Genomic DNA, 20,769 nt, shown 5'->3' with positions numbered 1-20,769 from the left:
ATTCATGCCCTTACTAAAAAAACGCCCCTGCCAATGGCAAGGGCGTAGAGACACTGTGTGGTCATTTAGCCGACGGTATCTTCCGGCCGCGGTGGTAATGGCGCGCCCGCGTCTTCGGCTAACCACTCGGCAACTTGCTTGGCAAAGTAGGTTAAAATGCCATCCGCACCCGCTCGCTTAAAGCACAGAAGTGATTCCATTACCGTTTCCCGCTCTTTCAGCCAACCGTTATCAAACGCTACTTTATGCATGGCATACTCACCAGACACTTGGTAGGCAAACGTTGGCACATTGAGCTCACTTTTCACTCGGCGCACCACGTCCAAATACGGCATTCCAGGCTTCACCATCACGGTATCGGCGCCTTCAGCAATGTCCATTGCAACCTCATGGAGGGCTTCGTCACTATTGGCCGGATCCATTTGGTAGTTGGCTTTGTTACCGCCTTTAAGGTTAGCTGCTGAACCAAGTGCATCACGGAAAGGCCCGTAGTAGTTGGAAGCATACTTGGCTGAATATGCCATGATTTGGGTATTAATATAGCCGTTTGCTTCCAACGCTTCGCGAATACGTCCAATTCGCCCGTCCATCATATCCGACGGGGCGACAATATCGACACCAGCTTCGGCATGAGACAGGGCTTGCTTGATCAGTACCTCAGTGGTTGGCTCATTCATCACATAGCCGTCGTCGTCGATAATACCGTCTTGACCATGAATGGTATAAGGGTCAAGCGCCACATCAGTAATCACGCCCATTTGYGGCACATGCTCTTTGAGCAGGCGCACAGCACGAGGCACTAACCCTTCCGGATTAAAGGCTTCCGATGCACAGAGCGTTTTAGCATCTTTGGGGATCACCGGAAACAGGGCGATCGCGGGCACTCCCAATTTGGCAAGGTAGTCCGCTTCATGTAACAGCAAGTCGATAGACAGTCGTTCAATACCTGGCATTGAAGCCACTGGCTCGCGACGGTTTTTGCCCATCAGGACGAAGACCGGATAAATTAAATCATTGGCAGAGAGTGTATGTTCTGCCACCAAACGGCGGCTAAAATCAGTTTTGCGTGTACGACGCAGGCGTCGTGCAGGAAAGGCGCTTTGAATGGATACGGCCACGGTATCCTCCTTAATGTTGCAGACCTGGGCTTTGGGGCAGCGTACTGCCTCGCTATCGTTATGCACCCCTCACTGTATCGAGAAACAGCGCTGGGTATTTTTTATTGTACAATCAATAATCTGTTCAACAGGCTGTTGGCGAAGTTGCGCCACCGCCTGTGCAATATGCGGTAAATACTTGGGCTCATTACGGCTACGTTTGGGCCGCGGGCGCAGATCGCGCGGCTGCAAATACGGGGCATCCGTTTCAATCATCAAGCGATCATCGGGCAGCCAGCTTACCTGTTGCTGAAGCTGCTGTCCGCGCCGTTCGTCGCAGAGCCAACCGGTGACACCTATGTATAACCCGGCATCCAAGCAATCTCGCAGTGCCTGATCCTCACCGGTAAAACAGTGCAGTACCGCCGCCGGCAACTTGTCTAACCAAGGACGCAATATCGCCAGCCAACGGTCATGAGCCTCCCGACAATGCATAAATACCGGCATTGACTGCTCAGCGGCTAATGCGAGTTGCGCCTCAAAGACCGCTTCTTGTTGCGGGCGCGGCGAAAAGTCACGGTTAAAGTCGAGGCCACATTCCCCTATCGCCACCACCTCGGCGCGCTGCGCCAGTTGCCGAATCATGGTTAAATTGGCTGGATCGACAGATTTAGCATCGTGCGGATGCACCCCGGCAGTGGCATAAGCGTAGCCAGGGTACCGCGCCGCTAAATCCGCCGCCGCTTGGCTTTCTTCAACGTTGGTGCCGGTAAAAATCATCCCAGAGACGCCGGCTTGCTGCGCATGAGCAACAACCTCGTCTCTGTCTTTATCAAATCGTGAGCTGGTGAGATTGACACCAATATCAATCATTCATTGGCCTCTTCAGATGCCGATGCGTCGCGCGGGACATAAAAACGTGACAGCAACACACCCAGCTCGAACAGCAAACACATAGGAATGGCGAGCAAGGTTTGCGAAATCATATCGGGCGGGGTCAACATCATACCAACGACAAAGGCCGCTACCACGACATACGGACGCTTGCTGGTCAAGCTTTTCGCGGTTGTCGCGCCCGTCCAGACCAGCAGTATAATCGCAATAGGGATTTCAAAGGCAATACCAAATGCTAGAAATAAAGCCAAAATGAAATCGAGATAACTGGCAATATCCGTTGCCACCTGTACCCCTTCTGGCGCAATCGAGGTAAAAAAGCCAAACACCAAGGGCAATACCACCCAGTAGGCAAACGCTACGCCCGCATAAAACAACAACGAGCTCGATACCAAAAGCGGCATCACTAAGCGCTGTTCATGCTTATACAGGCCAGGAGCAACAAAGGCCCAAATTTGGTAAAGCACCACGGGGATGGCAACAAACACCGAGATAACCAGCGTCAGTTTGATGGGGGTGAAAAAGGGCGACGCCACATCGGTGGCAATCATGCTCGCCCCTTCAGGCAGCTTGTCAATCAATGGCTGAGCGACCAAGCTATAAATGTTGTTGGCAAAATACACTAACCCAGCAAAGACCACTAAGATGGCAACGATGGCGCGAAGCAGGCGGTTACGGAGCTCCATCAGGTGACTGATGAGTGGCTGAGAATCGTTTACAGAAGACATAGTGGTTTTTTCATCAGAGACATAAGGCGTTGCTCGTTATCACTTATCGGTCGACGAGGTGGACGAGGGACTGGTGGCCGTGTCCGCACTCTCGGTATCACGCGCTGCAGCGGTTGATGTTGCCGAAGACGCATAAGGATGCTGCACATCGGCGGCTCGCTGTCGCAGCGTCTCCACCGACTCTTGCAGTTCAGGGGAGAGATTTTTCATCCCTGCTTGCTCGGCTTTGTGCAAATTATCTTGCAACTCTTTGATCTTGAGCTCTTGCTCGAGCTCGTCACGGACCGAACCTGCCATACGCTTGGCCGCGCCTACCCAACGTGACACATTACGTATCGCAATGGGCAGCCGCTCCGGGCCAAGCACCACAAGGCCAATGACGGCAATCAGTACCAGCTCCCAGAAACCAATATCAAACACGGCTTACACCTGCTCTTTATCTTTGCGTACTTGCTCTTTTTTCGACGCGTCGCTGTCACTACTATCCAATGACTGCTGCTGAAAATCCGCATCTTTGTCAGTGGTCTTTGCGTCGTCATCGTTCATCGCTTTTTTAAAGCCTTTGACCGCAGAGCCCAAATCGCCACCCATATTGCGTAACTTCTTGGTGCCAAACAATAACACCACGATGACTGCAATGATCAGCAGCTGCCAAATACTAATTCCACCCATACCGGTTCCCTTTATTCCGCTTGGTTAATGTTATGTGCGCAGCAGTGTAACTGCTATTTGTTACAGGTTTTATTACAAAGTCGCCAGCCACACAACCAGAAAACGACCGCCCCCGCTGTCGCAACACTCGGTAGTGTATCGATCCGGTTGGCATACAAGATAGTCGCAGTCAGTAGTAAGGTGGCACCAATACCCAGTAGATATGTGGCGCGCGAGTGGCGCTGTTTGGTCTGTAAATAGCTTTGATAGTAGGTGTCTAACCGCTGATTGACTTGCCGCCCCTGGCGGAGGCCATCGTAGATTAGCTCCGGAATTTCTGGCAGCTTTTCGGCCCAAAACGGTGCCTTCTCTTTGACCGCCGCCCATACCGCTTGCGGTCCGACTTGCTGTTTCATCCACGACTCTAAAAACGGCTTTGCTGTGGTCCACAAATCAAGTTGCGGATAAAGCTGACGTCCAAGCCCTTCAATATAGAGCAATGTTTTTTGCAGTAAGACCAGCTGTGGCTGCACTTCCATATTAAAGCGGCGCGCGGTGTTGAAGAGGTTTAATAACACATTACCGAACGAAATTTCACACAGCGGCTTTTCGAAAATCGGCTCGCACACGGTACGAATAGCAAATTCGAAATCGTCGACATTGGTGTCATGCGGCACCCAACCTGAATCGACATGAAGCTCAGCGACCTTGCGGTAATCACGGTTAAAGAAGGCAATAAAGTTTTCCGCTAGATAGCGTTTATCATCGCGGTTTAACGTACCAACAATACCGCAATCAAGCCCAATCCACTGCGGGTCGTGCGGGTGTTCATACGACACAAATACATTGCCTGGGTGCATGTCCGCATGGAAAAAACTATCGCGGAAGACCTGGGTGAAAAAGACTTCAACCCCCCGCTCGGCGAGCAGCTTCATATCTGTACCGTTCGCCTCAAGCGCGTCGATATCTGACACTTGAATACCGTAAATGCGCTCAGACACCATCACGTCTTTGCGGCAATAGTCACTAAACACTTCGGGCACATACAAGGCTTGATCGTTTTCAAAGTTGCGACGCAATTGAATGGTATTCGCCGCTTCGCGCATTAAATCCAGTTCATCAAGCAAGGTTTTTTCATATTCGCGAATCACTTCTACCGGCTTTAAGCGACGTGCATCAGGGAGAAAACGCGCCACCAGCCGTGCCACGCGATACATCAGACGCAAGTCGGCCTGAATAACCGGCAAGATATCGGGACGGATCACCTTAATCACCACTTCACGGCCATTTTCTTTTAATTTTTGCTTTGTGGCCATCAAAGGGTGCGACTTTATCTTGCAACTGGGCGAGTTCATTGGCGATATGAGCAGGAAAAAGATCGCGGCGGGTCGACATCATTTGCCCAAGCTTTACCCATACCGGCCCCAAACTTTGCATCGCTAAACGCAAGCGCTCACCCACAGGCTTGTCTGGGTGTTGGTTTTTAAGCCAAAACAGCGATTTACGCCCAAGATGGGCGAGTCGAGTCAGCGGTTGCCTGGGTAGTAGGGCATCAACACCGTACAATAACAAAGTACGAATAATAAAATACAGGCGACGAATCTCACTGAGTGTCATGCGGACTCCATCCGTTCTACTAACTGCTTAACCTTGGCTTCCAACCGCGCCGCGTCACTGCGCAATTCGTCCACTTGATCACTGTATGCCGCCACTTCTAACGGCCCCGGCGCCAAGCGCCACTCTTCGGTGATCACTTCCCCAGCATAGCGCTGCTGACGCTGAGCCAGTTGTTGTAATTGCTGCCAACGCTGCTGTGCCTGACTGACGAGGGTATGGGCAACCACATCTCCGGTATAAGGCGATAACCATTCGGCGACATCAAACTGAATGCCGCTCAACAATTGAGAAAACTGCTGGGCCACGTCCATATCACCATCAAGTGTCAGCTTATCGGCTTTTATTAACGCAGTAAGATTGGCTTTTTGCTGCAACTGCGGCAACGCAGAAAGCGAGAGGGATAGTGCACAATCAAGCTCTCCCTCGTAATGGCTCAGTACATCGATCTGCTGGCCAAAAACAAAGACCCACTGTCGATTATATTCTTGCAGCGTGACGCCAATACTGCGCCCTTTTAGTCGTGCTAAACGGCGCTGGCTATCTGCATCTTTATTAATCACGCCATTTAAGGCGGTCTCGAGTCCTGCACACACGAGTGAGTCAAACGCCATACCGGCTCCTTAGAATTTATACCCACGGTGCAGCGCGACAATGCCACCGGTGAGATTATAATAGCTGGCTTGTTCAAAGCCGGCTTGTTCCATCATGCATTTCAAGGTTTCTTGATCAGGGTGCATACGAATTGATTCAGCAAGATAACGATAGCTATCTGGGTCATTGACAATGAGCTGCCCCATCTTAGGTAAAATGTGGAACGAATAGGCGTCGTATACTTTCGATAACGGCTTCGCCACCGGTTTAGAAAACTCTAGGACCAGAAGGCGCCCTCCCGGTTTGAGTACACGAAACATCGAGCGCAGCGCCGCATCTTTATCGGTGACATTACGAAGCCCAAACGCGATGGTAATACAGTCAAAGTGATCGTCAGGAAAAGGTAGCTGCTCGGCATTCGCCTGCACATAGCTCACGTTGCCAACAATACCCTTATCGCGCAACTTATCGCGACCCACTTTCAGCATCGAGTTATTGATATCCGCGAGTACCACCTCACCTTGCTCACCGACGATGCGAGAAAACTTGGCGGTCAGATCACCGGTGCCGCCGGCTAAATCCAACACTTTTTGTCCGGGGCGTACACCACTACAGTCAATGGTGAAGCGCTTCCATACCCGATGAATGCCCATCGACATCACATCATTCATCAGATCATATTTAGCGGCGACCGAATGAAATACATCAGCCACGAGGCTTTCTTTTTCTTGGCGTTTGACTTTCTGGTAGCCAAAATCAATCGTTTCTTGGTCCTGGTGCGAATTTTTCTCTGTCATTGTATTCCCCTAACATATTGGCTCCAGTTTACTTTATCGCCCATCCGGACTCCAAGCGCGCAACCCAGTTTATTCTCATTCTTGCGTGGTGGTGCCTGGGTCCGTCTGCATGACATTGACCGACTCTCCCGGTCCAGGTTCCGTGGCCACACTGGCCAGCGCCGGACTTATATCGCGTTTAACCTCGACACCTAGGGCTTTAAAACTCTCCGCTTGGCGCAAGATATTGCCGCGCCCTTGGCTAAGTTTGTTCATCGCTCCTTGATAACTGTCACTGGCTTTACCCAGCGCACTACCCAGCCCTTCCATATCGCTAACAAAAAGTCGCACCTTGTCATAAAGCTTGCTGGCCTTCTCGGCGATTTGTTTGGCGTTTTGATTTTGATATTCATAGCGCCATAAATTATTGATTGTTCTGAGAGCCACTAACAAGGTGGTCGGGCTCACCAGCATGATGTTGTTGTCCATGGCGTCCCGAATCAGACTGGCATCCGCCTCAACCGCGACCTGAAAAGCCGGCTCAACAGGAATAAACATCAGTACGTAATCCAGTGAGCGTACTCCATGGAGTTGATGATAATCTTTGCGACCCAAACCACGAATATGCTGACGAATTGCCTGGACATGCTCTTTAAGCGCGGCATCTTGTTCGGCCAGTGTCTCAGCGTTGTAATAGCGTTCATACGCGACCAAGGCCATTTTGGCATCAACGACGACATCTTTTTCTTGTGGCAATTTAACCACCACATCCGGCTGATAGCGCTTGCCCTGTTCATTTTCAAAGCTGACTTGGGTTTGGTACTCACGCCCCTCTCGCAAGCCAGACTCTTCTAAAATGCGCGCGAGGACCACTTCGCCCCAATTACCTTGTTGCTTATTATCGCCTTTTAGCGCCTGAGTCAGGTTATGGGCCTCACGGGTCATGTCCGCGTTTAATTGTTGTAAATTTTTGATTTCATGAATCAAGGTATGGCGCTCTTTGGCTTGCTCGCCAAAGCTGTCGGTCACCTGCTTCTTAAATCCTTCCAACTGCGATTTAAGCGGTCCAAGCAGACTTTCTAAGCTCATTTTATTTTGCTCATCGACCGAGTGGACTTTTTGCTCAAATACTTGATTGGCAAGTTGCTCAAACTGGGTGCGTAATCGCTCCTCCGCGTTTTCTAGCAGTGCGTGTTTTTCCTTCGCCGCGTTTAACTGCTGCTCGGCGCTGGCTTTAACTTCTCGCAACTCTGCCAACAGTTCAGACTTTTCCTCACGTACGGAGTCTAATTTGTCGCTTAAGTCGTGATTATGCTGACGCAGTTGCTCCTGTTGCCTGAGTTTCTCGCTCGCAGAGGTTAACTTGCCATAATACTGGCGTAATTCCTGGGTTAGGCGGTCTCGCTCGACATCCAAACTATCTAACTCGTGTTGCTGTTGTTCGAGTTGCTGCTGCAATTGTTGGTGTTGCATGTCAGCACTGGCTTGTTGCTGCGCATATTGCGTTTCATACCATTGCTGGTATTGCGCAATAACACGTCGGTGTAGGCCATAACCGAGTCCAAGGGCACTGACGGCGCCAAAACAAAACGTGAGAATAGGTAAAGCGGAAAATGACAAGCCATCAAGCATAAAGCGTTCTCTATTGTGCGGTCATTGGTATCAGCAAAGGCTAATGGGATACTGGATAGATGTCCAGTCTATCTCAGTCAGTTACAATGGCGTAGACTGCCTGGAACGACAGGCATATTGGCAAGGAGGCAACATGCATAACGAACGTAAGGCACTGATCTTTGCCTTGTCTGCTGTACTGCTATGGTCAACGGTTGCAACCGCATTCAAAATCACCCTGAGCTACATGACACCGATTCAAATGCTGGCAGCGGCCAGCTTAGTGTCGGTAGTAATTTTAACCGTTATTGCTGCTGTGCAAGGAAAGCTTCACGCGCTGTGGCCGACCTTTCGGCGTCAACCCGGTTACTATTGCGTGTTGGGGATGATTAATCCATTCATTTACTACTTGGTGCTTTTTAAAGCTTACGATCTGTTACCCGCTTCATTAGCCCAGCCTTTAAATTACAGCTGGGCTATCACTCTGACATTAATGGCGGCATTGTTTTTAGGCCAAACGATTCGTCGTCAAGATTGGATTGCGGCGGCGTTGGGCTATTTTGGCGTGGTTGTGATCGCTACCAAAGGCCAGCTTTTATCGCTCCAGTTCGATAGCCCGCTTGGCATTGGTTTGGCGTTACTCTCAACGTTATTGTGGGCAGGTTTTTGGGTCCTTAATACTAAAAATCGCGCTGATCCTGTGCTCGGCATTTTGCTCTGTTTTATTCTGTCACTGCCTGTATCTTTGCTATTGGCTGGATTAACAAGCACTTGGGAAGGGATCCCTTGGCAAGGATGGTTGGCAGTCGGTTATGTCGGGCTATTCGAAATGGGAATAACCTTTATGCTGTGGCTGAGCGCGATGAAATATACCCAGAACACCTCTCGGATCAGTAATCTGATTTTTATTTCGCCTTTTATCTCTTTGGTGTTACTGGCCACCATTATTGGCGAGACAATTCATATCAGTACCTTGGTTGGGCTAAGTTTTATTGTAGTGGGGTTACTGATCCAACAGCGTACCCCAAAAAAGCGCAAACAACCTGCCGCAAGCGCGTAACCTGTATTGCTTAAGGGTTGCCAATGCCGCTCACAATGCACGGCGCCCGTTGCACGGCGCCCGTTACACGGCGTCAATCGACATTAACCCATCTTACGCTGGATCATATACTGGTATAGCTCGTCAGCCGACAAGCCATCTTGCTCCAAACCTTGGGTGATTTCCTCGATACGCTCAGCACGACGATCTTCAATCACGTGATTAAATTGATAAACCAGCTCGCGTAAATATTTGAGCGGCACTTGATGGGCGGCGCTACGGACACGCTCTTCACTTTGGCTGCCTAGCTCTACCAATAATTTACCAAACATGATTTTTTCCGGCGATTCCTCAAGTTGTTCAAGGACGCGCGCCATTTCGATTGTCGATAATGACATAGTGTATAACTGACCTTTGGATATAAAACGAAAAGGAATGAGCGTTAATTCGATTTGCTTAGTAAATATACTCTGAACCACGCACGTTTAGCAAAATAAAAAAACGCTGGCCGAGGCCAGCGCAAAAGGATGATGGGTTGTCGAGACCCCTGCGTTTTGCACGTCTTATTATTGTTTGCCAACTGAGACGTTGTTTTATTGATTATTTAGCTTTTTACCACTTTGGCATGCCATTGCTTACCTTTCGGTGACCATAAAATAATCAGACCCGGCACTAATAACCACATATGCACCGTCATCAAATCACTGGCCGATAAGCCTAGACGCTGGGTTAAGCTCACGAGTAGCCCAGCCCCGCTCATTTGGAATAACCCGAGCAATGCCGCGGCCGTGCCCGCGCGGTCCGAAAACGGCGCTAGTGCTGCTCCAGCTGACGCGCCTAACACCCAAGCAAAGCCGAATGAAGAGGTAAAGATCGGCAACATAAAGGCCCAAGGTTCAGCGATGGGGCTAAGCGCCAACATCAACCCGCCCGATCCCACCAGCATCATAAGGCCAATATTTAATGCCCGGCGGCTACCAAACTTTTGCATATAACGTGGCCCTAACATTGCCGCGGCAATATTTAACGCCGCATTGGCGCCAAACCAAAAGGTGAAACTGTTCATGGAGATACCGTATCTGTCCATCAACAGCACAGGTGCGGAGGTGACATAAGCGAGGATCACCGCCATCGCCAACATGCAAAGGGTTATGTGATAAGTAAATGTTGGTACACGCAGCACCTGCCAATAACGGCGTAAGCTGAATAGGCGGCCCGAGGTATCAGTATGCGATGGTCGGGTTTCGGGCAAAAAGACGATAACCAGCACCAACCCTAATACCGCATAACCGAGCATAAAGGTGAAGTTAGCACGCCAGTCAAACACCTGGGTTAACCAACTACCAAGTAGAGGCGCTAAAGCCGGTACAAAACAAATCGCGCCATTTAAGTAGCTAATCATATGGCCACTGCGTTCGGCACCAAAACGATCGCGGACGGCGGCAAAGGCACACACGGAGGTTGCACACGCGCCAAACCCTTGCAGCAAACGCGCCACCAGCATCATATCCATCGAGGTGGCGAGCCACGCCATCAAAGAGCTAAGGCCATAAAGCGAAATACCAATAATAGCCACAGGCTTACGGCCAAAGCGATCGGCCAACGGCCCCGCAAACAGCTGACCAAGACCTAAGCTAAACATAAACCAGGTCACAGTGTCTTGAGCCAAAGTGGGACTCACATTAAAGTCACCCGCCATATGCGATAGTGCCGGTAGGTAAATATCAATCGCCATGGGGCTAAATAGCACCAGTAACACCATTAAGGCGACCAGTAAGCGATTTGATGTCGGTGAATCAGTGTGCGTCATTGGTTACTCCTCTATACAGGCACGCAGTATAGTGGCTTCAGGATATGAACCATAATGGTTTATAGTAAAAGCAGTTATTCCTAAGGAGAATACCAAAGATGGATTTGGACCAACTGCAACGTACCGACCTCAATTTATTGGTGTGTTTGCATGTACTTTTAGAAGAGTGCAATGTCACGGGCACAGCCAAACGCCTGCATTTAAGTCAATCGGCGGTGAGTAAAAATCTGGCCCGGCTAAGATCGCAATTTAACGATCCGCTTTTTACTCGAGCCGCCCACGGCTTAAAACCCACGGTTCGTGCACAAACCTTGCAACCTAAATTACGCGCTTTGCTCAATGATATCGCGGCGATGACCGAACCTGACCATTTTCAGCCACACTTGAGTGATCGCTGTTTTCGCTTTGCGCTTGTAGAAAGCGCCTACCCATTACTGCTACCCCAATTTATTGGCGATATGTTAGAGGCCGCCCCATCGATCACCCTCAATACCGCCGCTTGGGATCAAACCACTTTTGATGGTCTCGCCCGTGGCAATATCGACTTTGGTATCACCGGCAAAGATTTAAATCCCGCCGATGCCATGCTGACCATGATGCCGCCCAAGGGGGTGCGCTACCAAGAGCTTTGCCAAGATCACCAGTGTGTCTTGATGCGCGCCGATCACCCCGCACTCAAGGGCCCATGGGATGAAGCGCGTTACCTTGGACTGCGACATGTACAGGTGAAATGTGATGGAAATGATCGCTGGTTGTTGGACTATAAACTGGCAGAGCGTAATATTGAGCGTGACATTGCCATGTACGTGCCTGATTTTAACAGTGCGGCGAGCCTGTGTACCTATACCGACCTGGTGTTTACCTCACCAAGCCAGTTTGCGCATTATATTGCCGCGTCGCTCAATTTGGTGGTACGGCCGTTACCGACGCCAATACCGCCGATGGCGTACACCTTGTTTTGGCATCAAAATCAAGAAAATGACCCGGGGCACCAATGGCTGAAAGATTTAATTATTTCGCGCTGTCAGCAGTTTAGCCCGGCAAAATTGCAGCCTATCGCCCATCGCGCTAGGGTCTAATCCACTGGTTTTTTACGCGTGGCCGAACATGGCAAGTTCACCCCATACAAAGAAGGAAGAATAATGGACGCGACCCTTACCAAGCGTGTTGAGCAGCTAAGACACTGGCTAGCTCAACACGATTATGACGCCCTACTCATCCCCCACGAAGACGAATATCTCGGTGAGTATGTGCCCGAGCACAACGAACGCCTCCACTGGGCAACCGGCTTTACCGGCTCCGCAGGGGCGGCGGTGATCACCCGCGACAAGGCAGCGATTTTTGTTGATGGCCGCTATGTGGTTCAAGTCCGTAAGCAAGTCCCCGCCGGCCTGTTTGACTACTGCCACCTGATTGATGAGCCACCGGTGCAATGGGCCCAGCAACAATTGCCCAAGGGTGCCAAGCTGGCTATCGACGCTCGCATGCATAGCGTCGCTTGGTACAAACGCACCCAACGCGCGCTGGATGGGGCTTTGGCTTTGGTGAGTGTTGAGCAAAACCCGATTGAAAGCTTATGGGACGATCGCCCCGCCCCGCTTAATAGCCCTGCCATTTTACTGGGTGAAGAGAAAACCGGCCGCGCCAGCTTAGATAAGCGTCAAACCATTGGCCAGCAGTTAGCCGATCAGAACCTTGATGCCGCGGTACTCACTCAACCCGATGCCGTCTGTTGGCTGCTCAATATCCGTGGTCGCGATATCCCACGTTTGCCCGTGGTACTGACCCAAGCGATTATCAAGCAATCCGGTGACGTCACCGTGTTTATCGACCCTGACCGTCTCCCCGACGGCTTTGATGCACACGTGGGCCAAGGAGTGAGCGTCGCGCACCCTGATAGCCTGGTTGATGCCCTGCAAGCGCTGAGTGGTCAACGTGTATTGGTCGACCCAAACGGTGCCAATGCGTGGACACTGGACACGCTCCAACAAGCGCAAGTCACCGTGGTGGAAGCGCAAGACCCATGTGCGCTTGAAAAGGCGGCCAAGAACCCGCAAGAAATCGCCGGTATGCAAGCCTGCCACGTGCGCGATGGTGTTGCCGTGACTCGCTTTTTGGCGTGGTTTGAGCGTCAAGTCGACGCCGGTGAACGCCCTGATGAAGCTGTGCTCGCAGACACCCTGTATCAATTCCGCCAACAAGACGATCAACTGGTCGACTTAAGCTTTGATACCATTTCCGCCGCCGGTGGCAATGCGGCCATGTGTCACTATAACCACAACAATCAGCCCAAACCGAGCGTGATTGAGAGCAACAACGTCTACTTGGTGGACTCAGGCGGCCAATACTATGACGGCACCACCGACATTACCCGTACCGTGCCGGTGGGCGAATGCAGCGCTGAGATCAAAAAGGCCTTCACGCTGGTGCTTAAAGGGCATATTGCGCTGGCCACTGCGCTGTTCCCGAAAGGCACCTCAGGCAGCCAGCTTGATGCCTTAGCACGCCAGTATTTGTGGCAACACGGCTATGATTTTGACCATGGCACCGGTCACGGTGTCGGGCATTTCTTGGACGTGCACGAAGGTCCGCAGCGCATTTCCAAAGCGCCCAATAGCGTCGCGCTATTGCCGGGCATGGTGGTGTCAAACGAGCCGGGCTACTATCGCGCCGACGCGTTTGGGATCCGGATTGAAAACCTCGAGTTGATTGAAGAAAAGCCCACCGAGGGTGACATGACGATGCTCGGATTTGCCTCACTCACGCGTGCACCGATCGATCGTCGATTGGTCGATGTGAGCTTACTCAGCGAGGCGGAAATCCAGTGGTGGAATCGCTATCATCAAACCGTGTGGGATGAAGTTAGCCCATCTTTAGATGATCAAGACCAAGCTTGGTTAAAACAAGCGACCGCGCCGCTAAGCCGTTAAGTCGCGTCTTCACTAAGTATAAAAAAACAAAAAGCGTCCGATTGGACGCTTTTTTTTATTCCCCTTTCAGGGCTTTCTCAACCGCTTTGGGCGAAAAGCCGCGCAAAGTAGTATCGCCAATGCAAATCACTGGGACACCCCGCGAGCCTGTTGCTGCCAGCAGCTTCTTGCCTTTGGGCGTGGCCGTATCGACAACACGATAACGCAGCCCTTTTTTATCTAAGTAAGCTTTGGCCGCCTCACAGTGAGGACAGCGCGGGCCCACATATACAGTAATACGTTTCATGCCCGCATTGTCGCTAACCCGCTGCCGTTTGTGAAGCCATTTGCACCTGACGCGCGACATCGTAGATGTTATCCCAATCTTTCCATACCACCTCAAACCCGAGGGCACGGACGCTGGCGGCCACCTCTGCCGCGCTACGTTCATCACTGATGGCAAACTGCTCTAATTGTGGCTCAGGGTTGGCATAACCGCCCGGTTGAGTTTTTGACGCCGCGGATAAGCTAGTGACACCAAGCGGTAACACATTGTCGCGAAAGTGGGGTGACTCCCGTGTCGATAGCGACAGCTCCACCTGCGGATTCCACAACCGATAGGCACAAATCAGCTGGACCAGCTGCTTATCCGTCATCACCGATTTCGGCTGTAACGCCCCCGCGCAAGGGCGTAAGCGCGGAAAAGATAGCGAATAGCGGCTTTGCCAGTATTGCTTTTCCAAATAATCCAGATGCTGGGCGGTAAAAAAGCTGTCGGTGCGCCAGTCCTCAAGGCCAATCAAGGCGCCGAGACCGATCTTATCGACCCCTGCTTGTGCCAACCTATCTGGGGTTTGCAGCCGGTAGTGAAAGTCGGTTTTATTCCCGCGCTTGTGGTGTTCCCCATAGGTTGGAGCGTGGTAGGTTTCTTGGTACACCATCACCGCATCCACACCTTGTGCCACCAAGGCGCGATACGCGTCGGTATCCAGCGGCTGCACCTCCATCGCCACATGATGAAAGTATTGCTTCACCACCGGTAAGGCGCGGAGAAAATACTCGAGCCCTACCTTGGTTTCATGCTCACCGGTCACCAAGAGCACACTGTCAAAGCCCATTTTTTTGATCGCTTCACACTCGGCGGCGATCTCAGCTTCATCCAGCGTGCGCCGTTTGATTCGGTTTTCCATCGAAAAACCGCAATAGGTACACACGTTGGCGCACAAATTGGAGAGATACAGCGGAATATAAAACCCCATGGTGTAGCCAAAACGCTGCCGCGTCAGCGCCGCAGATTGCTGAGCCATGGCCTCAAGATAGGCTTCAGCGGCTGGGCTGATCAGGGCAGCGAAATCGTCCAAATTGCGCGAGGATTTAGCCAGCGCCCGCTCGACATCTTGGCGCGTTTTGCTGTAAATCGAAAGGCGATGATGATCCCAATCGAGTGCCGCCCACCGCTCAGAAAAGCTCATCACGCCTCCTTAGCGTCAAGAAACGCAGTTAAGGSGCTAGAAGCGTGGGCGTGATTGTGTGTGCCCGCCAGCCCAGCGCGATACGCGCAGCGTCCTGCTTCAACCGCTTGTTTAAACGCCGCACCCATAGCAGTCGGATCGCCAGCCGTGGCAATGGCGGTGTTCACCAAAACTGCATCAGCACCGCGCTCCATCGCTAACGCCGCATCTGACGGTGCACCAATGCCGGCATCAATGATCACCGGCACGCGAGCTTGCTCAATAATGATGTCGAGAAACGCCATTGAGGCCAGTCCTTGGTTGGAGCCAATCGGTGAGCCAAGGGGCATCACCGCCGCGCACCCCACCTCTTCCAAACGCTTACACAGCACAGGATCGGCATGACAATATGGCAGCACCACAAACCCCTCATCTACAAGGGTTTTCGCCGCTTGAAGGGTTTCAATCGGATCAGGCATCAGATACTTAGGGTCGGGGTGAATTTCCAGCTTTACCCAAGGCGTTCCTAATGCTTCTCGAGCAAGACGCSCGGCAAACACCGCTTCTTGCGCATTTTTCGCCCCCGAGGTATTGGGCAGCAGGCGCACACCTAGTTCACGCAGCGGGGTTAAAATATCGTCTTGTGTGGCATGCACATCGACTCGCCTTAGCGCCATGGTGACCAGCTCAGTACCACTGGCCGCCAGTGATTCGGCCATGACCTTGCGACTGGCAAACTTGCCCGTGCCGGTTAACAGCCGAGATGAAAACGTCGTATCCGCAATGGTTAACATAATTATCCTCCGGCAATCGCTTGAAAGACCGCCAAGCTATCGCCAGCGGCAAGTGACGTGGATGACCAAGCATCGCGCGCAATAATGGTCTGATTTAGCGCGACCGCGACTGATTCGGCCGGCACCTTCATCTCCTCAATCAATTGCGTGACGGTCGTGGCATTGACCTCTGTGGGTGCGTCATTAATGATTAACCGCATCACTTACCTCCCGCGTTGGCTGACAAACCGCACAGTGCGGATGAACAGGCAGCGAAAAGTGCTGCCATGTCATGGTTTGTCCATCCAGTCGTGACAAGCGATTGGTACCGACCGCCTGCCCTAATAATAATTTTATCCCTTCAAGCGCTTGCGCAGTGGCCATCATGCCGACCACAGGTCCCATTACCCCAGCTTCAGCGCAGCGTGTGGGTTTAGAGGGAGTCACGTCTGCAAAGGCGCACGCATAACATGCACTATGCGGTTGATAAACCAATAACTGGCCTTGCCAGCCAATCGCGGCCGCGCTCACCAACGGCGTGCCAGTCTCTACACAGACTTGGTTGACCGCATGACGAGTGGCGAGATTATCACTGCAATCAAGGACCACATCCGCCATCGCCACTTCGAGCGCCAGGCGCTCATCCTCGAGATAGGCATTGATGGCCCGGCACTGGCAATGTGGGTTCAGCGCGCCCAAGTTAGCAGCTAGCGCTGCGGCTTTACCGGTGCCGATTTGCGCCTCTCGATACGCCACCTGACGCGCCAAATTGGATAGCTCAATGTGGTCCGAGTCAGCAATCGCTAACTGTCCCACGCCAGCGCCTGCAAGATAGAGACCCGCGGTGGTTCCAAGCCCACCGGCACCGACCATCAACACGTGCGCCTTTTTAAGTGCCTGCTGCCCGCACTCTCCGACCTCTGGCAGCATAATTTGCCGGCTATAACGCAGGTATTCACTGTCCGATAGCATCACACTCTCCTTGCTGTCTGGATGGATTCAGACAGCGATTAAACGCGTCAATGCGCGCCGCTAAATCGGGCGCTTGCGTCACGGCGCGGACTACCGCAATGGCGTCCACGCCAGTGCGCCAGACCTCGGGAGCTCGGTCGAGATCAATACCGCCAATCGCCACCGTCGGGAAGCGGCCCTCCACAGTCGCCACCTGCTGCGCTAACGCTGAAATACCTTGCGGTGGTTCGGCGAGCTGTTTGGTGGTGGTGGGAAAAATATGGCCGATGGCGAGRTAGCTTGGCGTGAGTTCAACCGCTGCAGCGAGCTGTTCTGGACTGCGCGTCGACACACCGAGACGCAGCCCTTGCCGCGCAAGCCGGTCAAGATCCGCCTCACGTAAGTCTTGTTGCCCTAGATGGACGCCATAGGCGCCAGCTTCAAGCGCGAGCTGCCAGTGATCGTTGATAAACACCTGCGCATGGTGCGCGCGGCCCAATGCCACCGCGCGCTGTATCCAATCCGCCAATTGTGGATGCGCTGGCTGCTTCACGCGCAGTTGCACAGTTTTCACCCCCAAACAAAGTAAGCGTTCGAGCAAATCCACATCGTCCACCACCGGATATAATGGGCCTACGCCTTCAGACATAGGCGCAAACGGAGTCAAACTCATGATCCCACCTTGTCGCTGTCTTCCACCTCAGTACCGTGTTGTGGCTGAAGATGGGATTTTTGCAGGTAGAGCTCACTGCCCTTTTCTCGGAATTCTTGCGATTTTTGCTGCATGCCTGCTAACGGGTCTTCCAGCATAGCGACATCAATCGCTTGACCCGCGGCGGCATAGCCGTTTTCTTTGGCGTAGTCCCGGACTTCCTGGCTGATTTTCATGGAGCAGAACTTCGGTCCACACATCGAGCAAAAATGTGCGACCTTGCCCGACTCTTGAGGCAGTGTTTCATCGTGATAGGCGCGTGCCGTGAACGGATCAAGGGATAGATTGAACTGGTCTTCCCAGCGGAATTCAAAGCGCGCTTTAGAAATGGCGTTATCACGCACCTGCGCCCCCGGGTGTCCTTTAGCTAAGTCCGCAGCATGCGCGCAAAGCTTGTAGGTGATAAGCCCAATTTTAACATCCTCCTTATTGGGCAGACCCAGATGTTCTTTGGGCGTGACATAACAGAGCATCGCACACCCAAACCAGCCAATCATCGCCGCACCAATGCCGGAGGTAATATGATCGTAACCGGGAGCAATGTCGGTGGTTAGCGGGCCGAGAGTATAGAAAGGCGCTTCATGGCAATGGGTGAGCTGCTCGTCCATGTTCTCTTTGATCATATGCATGGGCACGTGGCCAGGGCCTTCAATCATCACCTGCACATCGTATTCCCATGCCACCTTGGTGAGCTCGCCCAGGGTACGTAGCTCACTGAATTGCGCTTCGTCGTTCGCGTCTGCCACTGAGCCGGGACGCAGCCCATCGCCCAACGACAAAGACACGTCGTAAGCGGCACAGATTTCGCAGATTTCGCGAAAATGGGTATACAGGAAACTTTCTTGATGATGCGCCAAGCACCATTTGGCGATAATCGATCCACCGCGCGAGACAATCCCAGTCACGCGATTGGCGGTCATGGGCACATAGTGCAAACGCACCCCAGCGTGAATGGTAAAGTAGTCGACCCCTTGCTCGGCTTGCTCTATCAAGGTATCGCGCATGACTTCCCAGGTCAGGTCTTCGGCAATGCCGTTCACTTTCTCAAGCGCCTGATACAYAGGCACAGTGCCAATCGGGACTGGGCTATTACGTAAAATCCACTCGCGGGTTTCGTGAATATTGCGGCCCGTCGATAAATCCATCACCGTATCCGCACCCCAACGAGTCGACCATACCAATTTTTCAGTTTCTTCCTCTATTGAGGAGCTCACCGCTGAGTTACCAATATTGGCATTCACTTTCACCAGGAAGTTACGCCCGATGATCATCGGCTCCGCTTCTGGGTGATTAATGTTAGCCGGAATAATCGCCCGCCCTTCGGCGATCTCTTGGCGCACAAATTCGGGGGTGATTTGTGATGGCAAATGCGCACCAAAGCTTTCCCCGGGATGCTGGCGGTTCAGCTGCTCTTCACGATACTGCTGACGCCCCATATTTTCGCGAATGGCGATAAATTCCATTTCTGGGGTAATGATGCCTTGGCGTGCGTAATGCAGTTGAGTCACACACTGATTAGGTTTCGCGCGGCGGATAGATGGTAAGGCACTAAAGCGAAGTTCATCCAAGGTTTCATCACTGAGGCGGGTTTGGGCATAGTCAGAGCTCACCGCATCAAGAAACTCCGTATCGGCACGTTCATCGATCCAGGCTTTTCGCACTGGCGCTAAGCCTTGGTAAATATCGATAGTACTCTGTGGGTCGGTATAAGGCCCTGATGTGTCATAAACCCGAATGGACTCATTGTCTTCATACTGAGGCTTTTCTTTGCTGCCGCCCACAAAGGTGGGGGAAAGATGGATCTCGCGCATCCCGACGCGAATGTCAGGTCGCGAGCCCTCGACATAGACTTTTTCCGAGTTGGGGTAGGTTTGCGCAGAAAGGGAATCGATAAAGGATTTGGCCTCAAGGCGGGCCTGTTTACGGGTCGACATAGCATTACTCCGGTGTTCATTATGGGAATTAATGCTTGCCGGAAAACGCTGAATTTGAGATGTGAGCAAACTGGCAGACGGGTTGCGTCTGTGATCTGAAGCATCTCTTGTTCCCTTCGCTGGTCTTAACCAGATCAGGTTCAACGGATCCCACTTTATGTGGTCTCAGCCAATTGGCACTCCGACAAGTTCAATGCCAGTATAAGAAATCACCGCCGCAACAACAAGCGACGTACGCGATGTTTTCTATTACCCGGTAATACGTCCCAACAGCCAAGCCCCCATCGCTGCCGCTCCGAGGCATAAGGCGAGATTCAAACCAACATTTAGCAAGGCTTTCACCGTTTCTCCATGTTGGAACAGCATCAAGGTATCGACAGAGAACGTCGAGAAGGTGGTAAAAGCCCCTAAAAAGCCAATCGCAATCAGTTGACGCCAAGGGACCGGGGCAATTAGCTCTTGGCTCATCGCCGCTAAAAAGACGCCCATTGCTAATGAGCCCAGCACATTAACCATTAGGGTGCCGTACGGGAATCCTCGACCAAACACCGCGACGCTCCACTCTGAAACTAAAAAACGCGAGGACGCCCCTAATGCGCCACCAAGCCCTACCCACAATATGCTTACCACTGGGTGCTCCTTTCGATTGGTAAAAACTCATCATACCGCGACATGTGAACAAGAAACAGGAGGAAGAAAAAGGGAAGAAAGGCGCGGTTACTACCACAGACAGTAGACATAAAAAAAGCACCGACAATGTCGATGCTTTAATATTTGGCAGGGGTAGAGGGATTCGAACCCCCAACACGCGGATTTGGAATCCGCTGCTCTGCCAGTTGGAGCTATACCCCTGTAGATAGTTGCCTATTGTAGCGATCTCGCGACAAATTACCACCATCAATTACTGGTCAGACGTTTAATCGCTTATTTATAAAGCGATCTGTCTGGTCGCCCAACAACAAAAAAACCCAGCTTTTCAGCTAGGGCTTCTAAGTAGTGGCGGAGTGGACGGGACTCGAACCCGCGACCCCCGGCGTGACAGGCCGGTATTCTAACCAACTGAACTACCACTCCGCACCAATTCTGTCTCATCAAAGTCTTACACTTAATTGCTTTGATGCTTAAATGTTTGCTAACTAAAGCCCAATATTAAGCTCTAATTAGATTATCTTGTTTGATGCGATGAGGATTTTGAATCGAGACGCGCAGTGTATGCCAATACATG

General features: G+C 51.9%; 20 protein-coding genes, 2 tRNA genes, 2 pseudogenes and 1 riboswitch. Of the genes and pseudogenes, 3 read left to right on the top strand and 21 right to left on the bottom strand.

Features of this window, described 5'->3' with window-relative positions:
• Positions 1–65: 65 nt before the first annotated feature.
• From hemB to rmuC, 9 genes and pseudogenes are all read right to left on the bottom strand, one after another.
• The gene (hemB, locus tag BZG79_RS00405) at positions 66–1,118 is read right to left on the bottom strand and encodes a porphobilinogen synthase (protein WP_021022201.1); all 1,053 of its coding nucleotides are present in this window, start codon (positions 1,116–1,118) and stop codon (positions 66–68) included.
• 69 nt (positions 1,119–1,187) lie between these two features.
• A complete protein-coding gene (locus BZG79_RS00400; RefSeq protein WP_077576398.1) occupies positions 1,188–1,970 on the bottom strand; it encodes a TatD family hydrolase in 783 nt (260 codons plus the stop codon).
• Positions 1,967–2,719: a twin-arginine translocase subunit TatC gene (tatC, locus tag BZG79_RS00395; protein ID WP_077773511.1), complete on the bottom strand. Its 753-nt coding sequence runs from the start codon at positions 2,717–2,719 to the stop codon at positions 1,967–1,969. Before tatC ends, BZG79_RS00400 begins: the two co-directional genes overlap by 4 nt.
• Before the next feature lie 39 nt (positions 2,720–2,758).
• Positions 2,759–3,139 carry a Sec-independent protein translocase protein TatB gene (gene tatB / locus BZG79_RS00390; protein WP_077773510.1) on the bottom strand — a complete coding sequence of 127 codons (381 nt, stop codon included), beginning with the start codon at positions 3,137–3,139 and terminating at the stop codon, positions 2,759–2,761.
• A 3-nt stretch (positions 3,140–3,142) separates the two neighbouring features.
• Positions 3,143–3,391, bottom strand: coding sequence for a Sec-independent protein translocase subunit TatA (gene tatA, locus BZG79_RS00385; protein WP_077773509.1), 249 nt, complete (start codon positions 3,389–3,391; stop codon positions 3,143–3,145).
• 53 nt (positions 3,392–3,444) lie between these two features.
• Positions 3,445–4,987 (bottom strand): annotated as a pseudogene (ubiB, locus tag BZG79_RS00380) (ubiquinone biosynthesis regulatory protein kinase UbiB).
• Positions 4,984–5,598, bottom strand: a complete 615-nt coding sequence (locus tag BZG79_RS00375; RefSeq protein WP_077461855.1) for an SCP2 domain-containing protein — start codon at positions 5,596–5,598, stop codon at positions 4,984–4,986. The pseudogene ubiB and the gene BZG79_RS00375 overlap by 4 nt, the downstream one beginning before the upstream one ends.
• A 9-nt stretch (positions 5,599–5,607) precedes the next feature.
• The gene (ubiE, locus tag BZG79_RS00370) at positions 5,608–6,375 is read right to left on the bottom strand and encodes a bifunctional demethylmenaquinone methyltransferase/2-methoxy-6-polyprenyl-1,4-benzoquinol methylase UbiE (protein ID WP_077773508.1); all 768 of its coding nucleotides are present in this window, start codon (positions 6,373–6,375) and stop codon (positions 5,608–5,610) included.
• Between the two features lie 75 nt (positions 6,376–6,450).
• Positions 6,451–7,824: pseudogene (gene rmuC / locus BZG79_RS00365) on the bottom strand (DNA recombination protein RmuC); the annotation flags it as partial.
• A 295-nt stretch (positions 7,825–8,119) separates the two neighbouring features.
• Here rmuC and BZG79_RS00360 point away from each other — a divergent pair.
• Entirely contained in the window at positions 8,120–9,025 is a 906-nt protein-coding gene (locus tag BZG79_RS00360; protein ID WP_021022192.1) for a DMT family transporter, read from the top strand.
• 83 nt (positions 9,026–9,108) lie between these two features.
• Here BZG79_RS00360 and BZG79_RS00355 read toward each other — a convergent pair whose 3' ends face one another.
• Complete coding sequence (locus tag BZG79_RS00355; RefSeq protein ID WP_021022191.1) at positions 9,109–9,402, bottom strand: hypothetical protein; 294 nt, start codon at positions 9,400–9,402, stop codon at positions 9,109–9,111.
• A gap of 206 nt (positions 9,403–9,608) precedes the next feature.
• The gene (locus BZG79_RS00350) at positions 9,609–10,814 is read right to left on the bottom strand and encodes a multidrug effflux MFS transporter (RefSeq protein WP_077678614.1); all 1,206 of its coding nucleotides are present in this window, start codon (positions 10,812–10,814) and stop codon (positions 9,609–9,611) included.
• 98 nt (positions 10,815–10,912) lie between these two features.
• On the opposite strand from BZG79_RS00350, the gene BZG79_RS00345 reads away from it, so the two are divergent.
• Complete coding sequence (locus BZG79_RS00345; RefSeq protein ID WP_021022189.1) at positions 10,913–11,893, top strand: LysR family transcriptional regulator; 981 nt, start codon at positions 10,913–10,915, stop codon at positions 11,891–11,893.
• A gap of 63 nt (positions 11,894–11,956) precedes the next feature.
• Positions 11,957–13,744 carry an aminopeptidase P family protein gene (locus BZG79_RS00340; RefSeq protein ID WP_077773506.1) on the top strand — a complete coding sequence of 596 codons (1,788 nt, stop codon included), beginning with the start codon at positions 11,957–11,959 and terminating at the stop codon, positions 13,742–13,744.
• Positions 13,745–13,799: 55 nt separating this feature from the next.
• Here the strand turns inward: BZG79_RS00340 and BZG79_RS00335 are convergent, their stop codons facing one another.
• The 10 genes from BZG79_RS00335 to BZG79_RS00290 all read right to left on the bottom strand — a co-directional run bounded on the left by BZG79_RS00335 (position 13,800) and on the right by BZG79_RS00290 (position 20,618).
• Entirely contained in the window at positions 13,800–14,030 is a 231-nt protein-coding gene (locus BZG79_RS00335; RefSeq protein WP_069361819.1) for a glutaredoxin family protein, read from the bottom strand.
• Positions 14,031–14,043: 13 nt separating this feature from the next.
• Entirely contained in the window at positions 14,044–15,195 is a 1,152-nt protein-coding gene (gene thiH, locus BZG79_RS00330; RefSeq protein WP_077773505.1) for a 2-iminoacetate synthase ThiH, read from the bottom strand.
• Positions 15,195–15,968: a thiazole synthase gene (locus BZG79_RS00325; RefSeq protein ID WP_077773504.1), complete on the bottom strand. Its 774-nt coding sequence runs from the start codon at positions 15,966–15,968 to the stop codon at positions 15,195–15,197. The genes thiH and BZG79_RS00325 overlap by 1 nt, the downstream gene beginning before the upstream one ends.
• Before the next feature lie 2 nt (positions 15,969–15,970).
• Positions 15,971–16,168: a sulfur carrier protein ThiS gene (thiS, locus tag BZG79_RS00320; protein ID WP_077773503.1), complete on the bottom strand. Its 198-nt coding sequence runs from the start codon at positions 16,166–16,168 to the stop codon at positions 15,971–15,973.
• A complete protein-coding gene (locus tag BZG79_RS00315) occupies positions 16,152–16,919 on the bottom strand; it encodes a HesA/MoeB/ThiF family protein (protein ID WP_077773502.1) in 768 nt (255 codons plus the stop codon). The genes thiS and BZG79_RS00315 overlap by 17 nt, the downstream gene beginning before the upstream one ends.
• Positions 16,903–17,571, bottom strand: coding sequence for a thiamine phosphate synthase (thiE, locus tag BZG79_RS00310; RefSeq protein WP_077660409.1), 669 nt, complete (start codon positions 17,569–17,571; stop codon positions 16,903–16,905). The genes BZG79_RS00315 and thiE overlap by 17 nt, the downstream gene beginning before the upstream one ends.
• Positions 17,568–19,544, bottom strand: coding sequence for a phosphomethylpyrimidine synthase ThiC (gene thiC / locus BZG79_RS00305; RefSeq protein ID WP_077773501.1), 1,977 nt, complete (start codon positions 19,542–19,544; stop codon positions 17,568–17,570). The genes thiE and thiC overlap by 4 nt, the downstream gene beginning before the upstream one ends.
• 94 nt (positions 19,545–19,638) lie before the next feature.
• A riboswitch (TPP riboswitch) is annotated at positions 19,639–19,738 on the bottom strand.
• Between the two features lie 55 nt (positions 19,739–19,793).
• Positions 19,794–20,174: a fluoride efflux transporter CrcB gene (crcB, locus tag BZG79_RS00300; RefSeq protein WP_021022180.1), complete on the bottom strand. Its 381-nt coding sequence runs from the start codon at positions 20,172–20,174 to the stop codon at positions 19,794–19,796.
• Between the two features lie 145 nt (positions 20,175–20,319).
• A tRNA-Trp gene (locus tag BZG79_RS00295) sits at positions 20,320–20,396 on the bottom strand.
• Between the two features lie 145 nt (positions 20,397–20,541).
• Positions 20,542–20,618: transfer RNA gene (locus BZG79_RS00290), tRNA-Asp, on the bottom strand.
• Positions 20,619–20,769 lie beyond the last annotated feature (151 nt).

It is taken from the genome of Salinivibrio sp. MA427, assembly GCF_001996115.1.
Taxonomy (GTDB): Bacteria; Pseudomonadota; Gammaproteobacteria; order Enterobacterales; family Vibrionaceae; genus Salinivibrio; species Salinivibrio costicola.
Note: the sequence above shows the minus strand (reverse complement) of the source record. Positions and strands in the feature narration are given on the sequence as shown.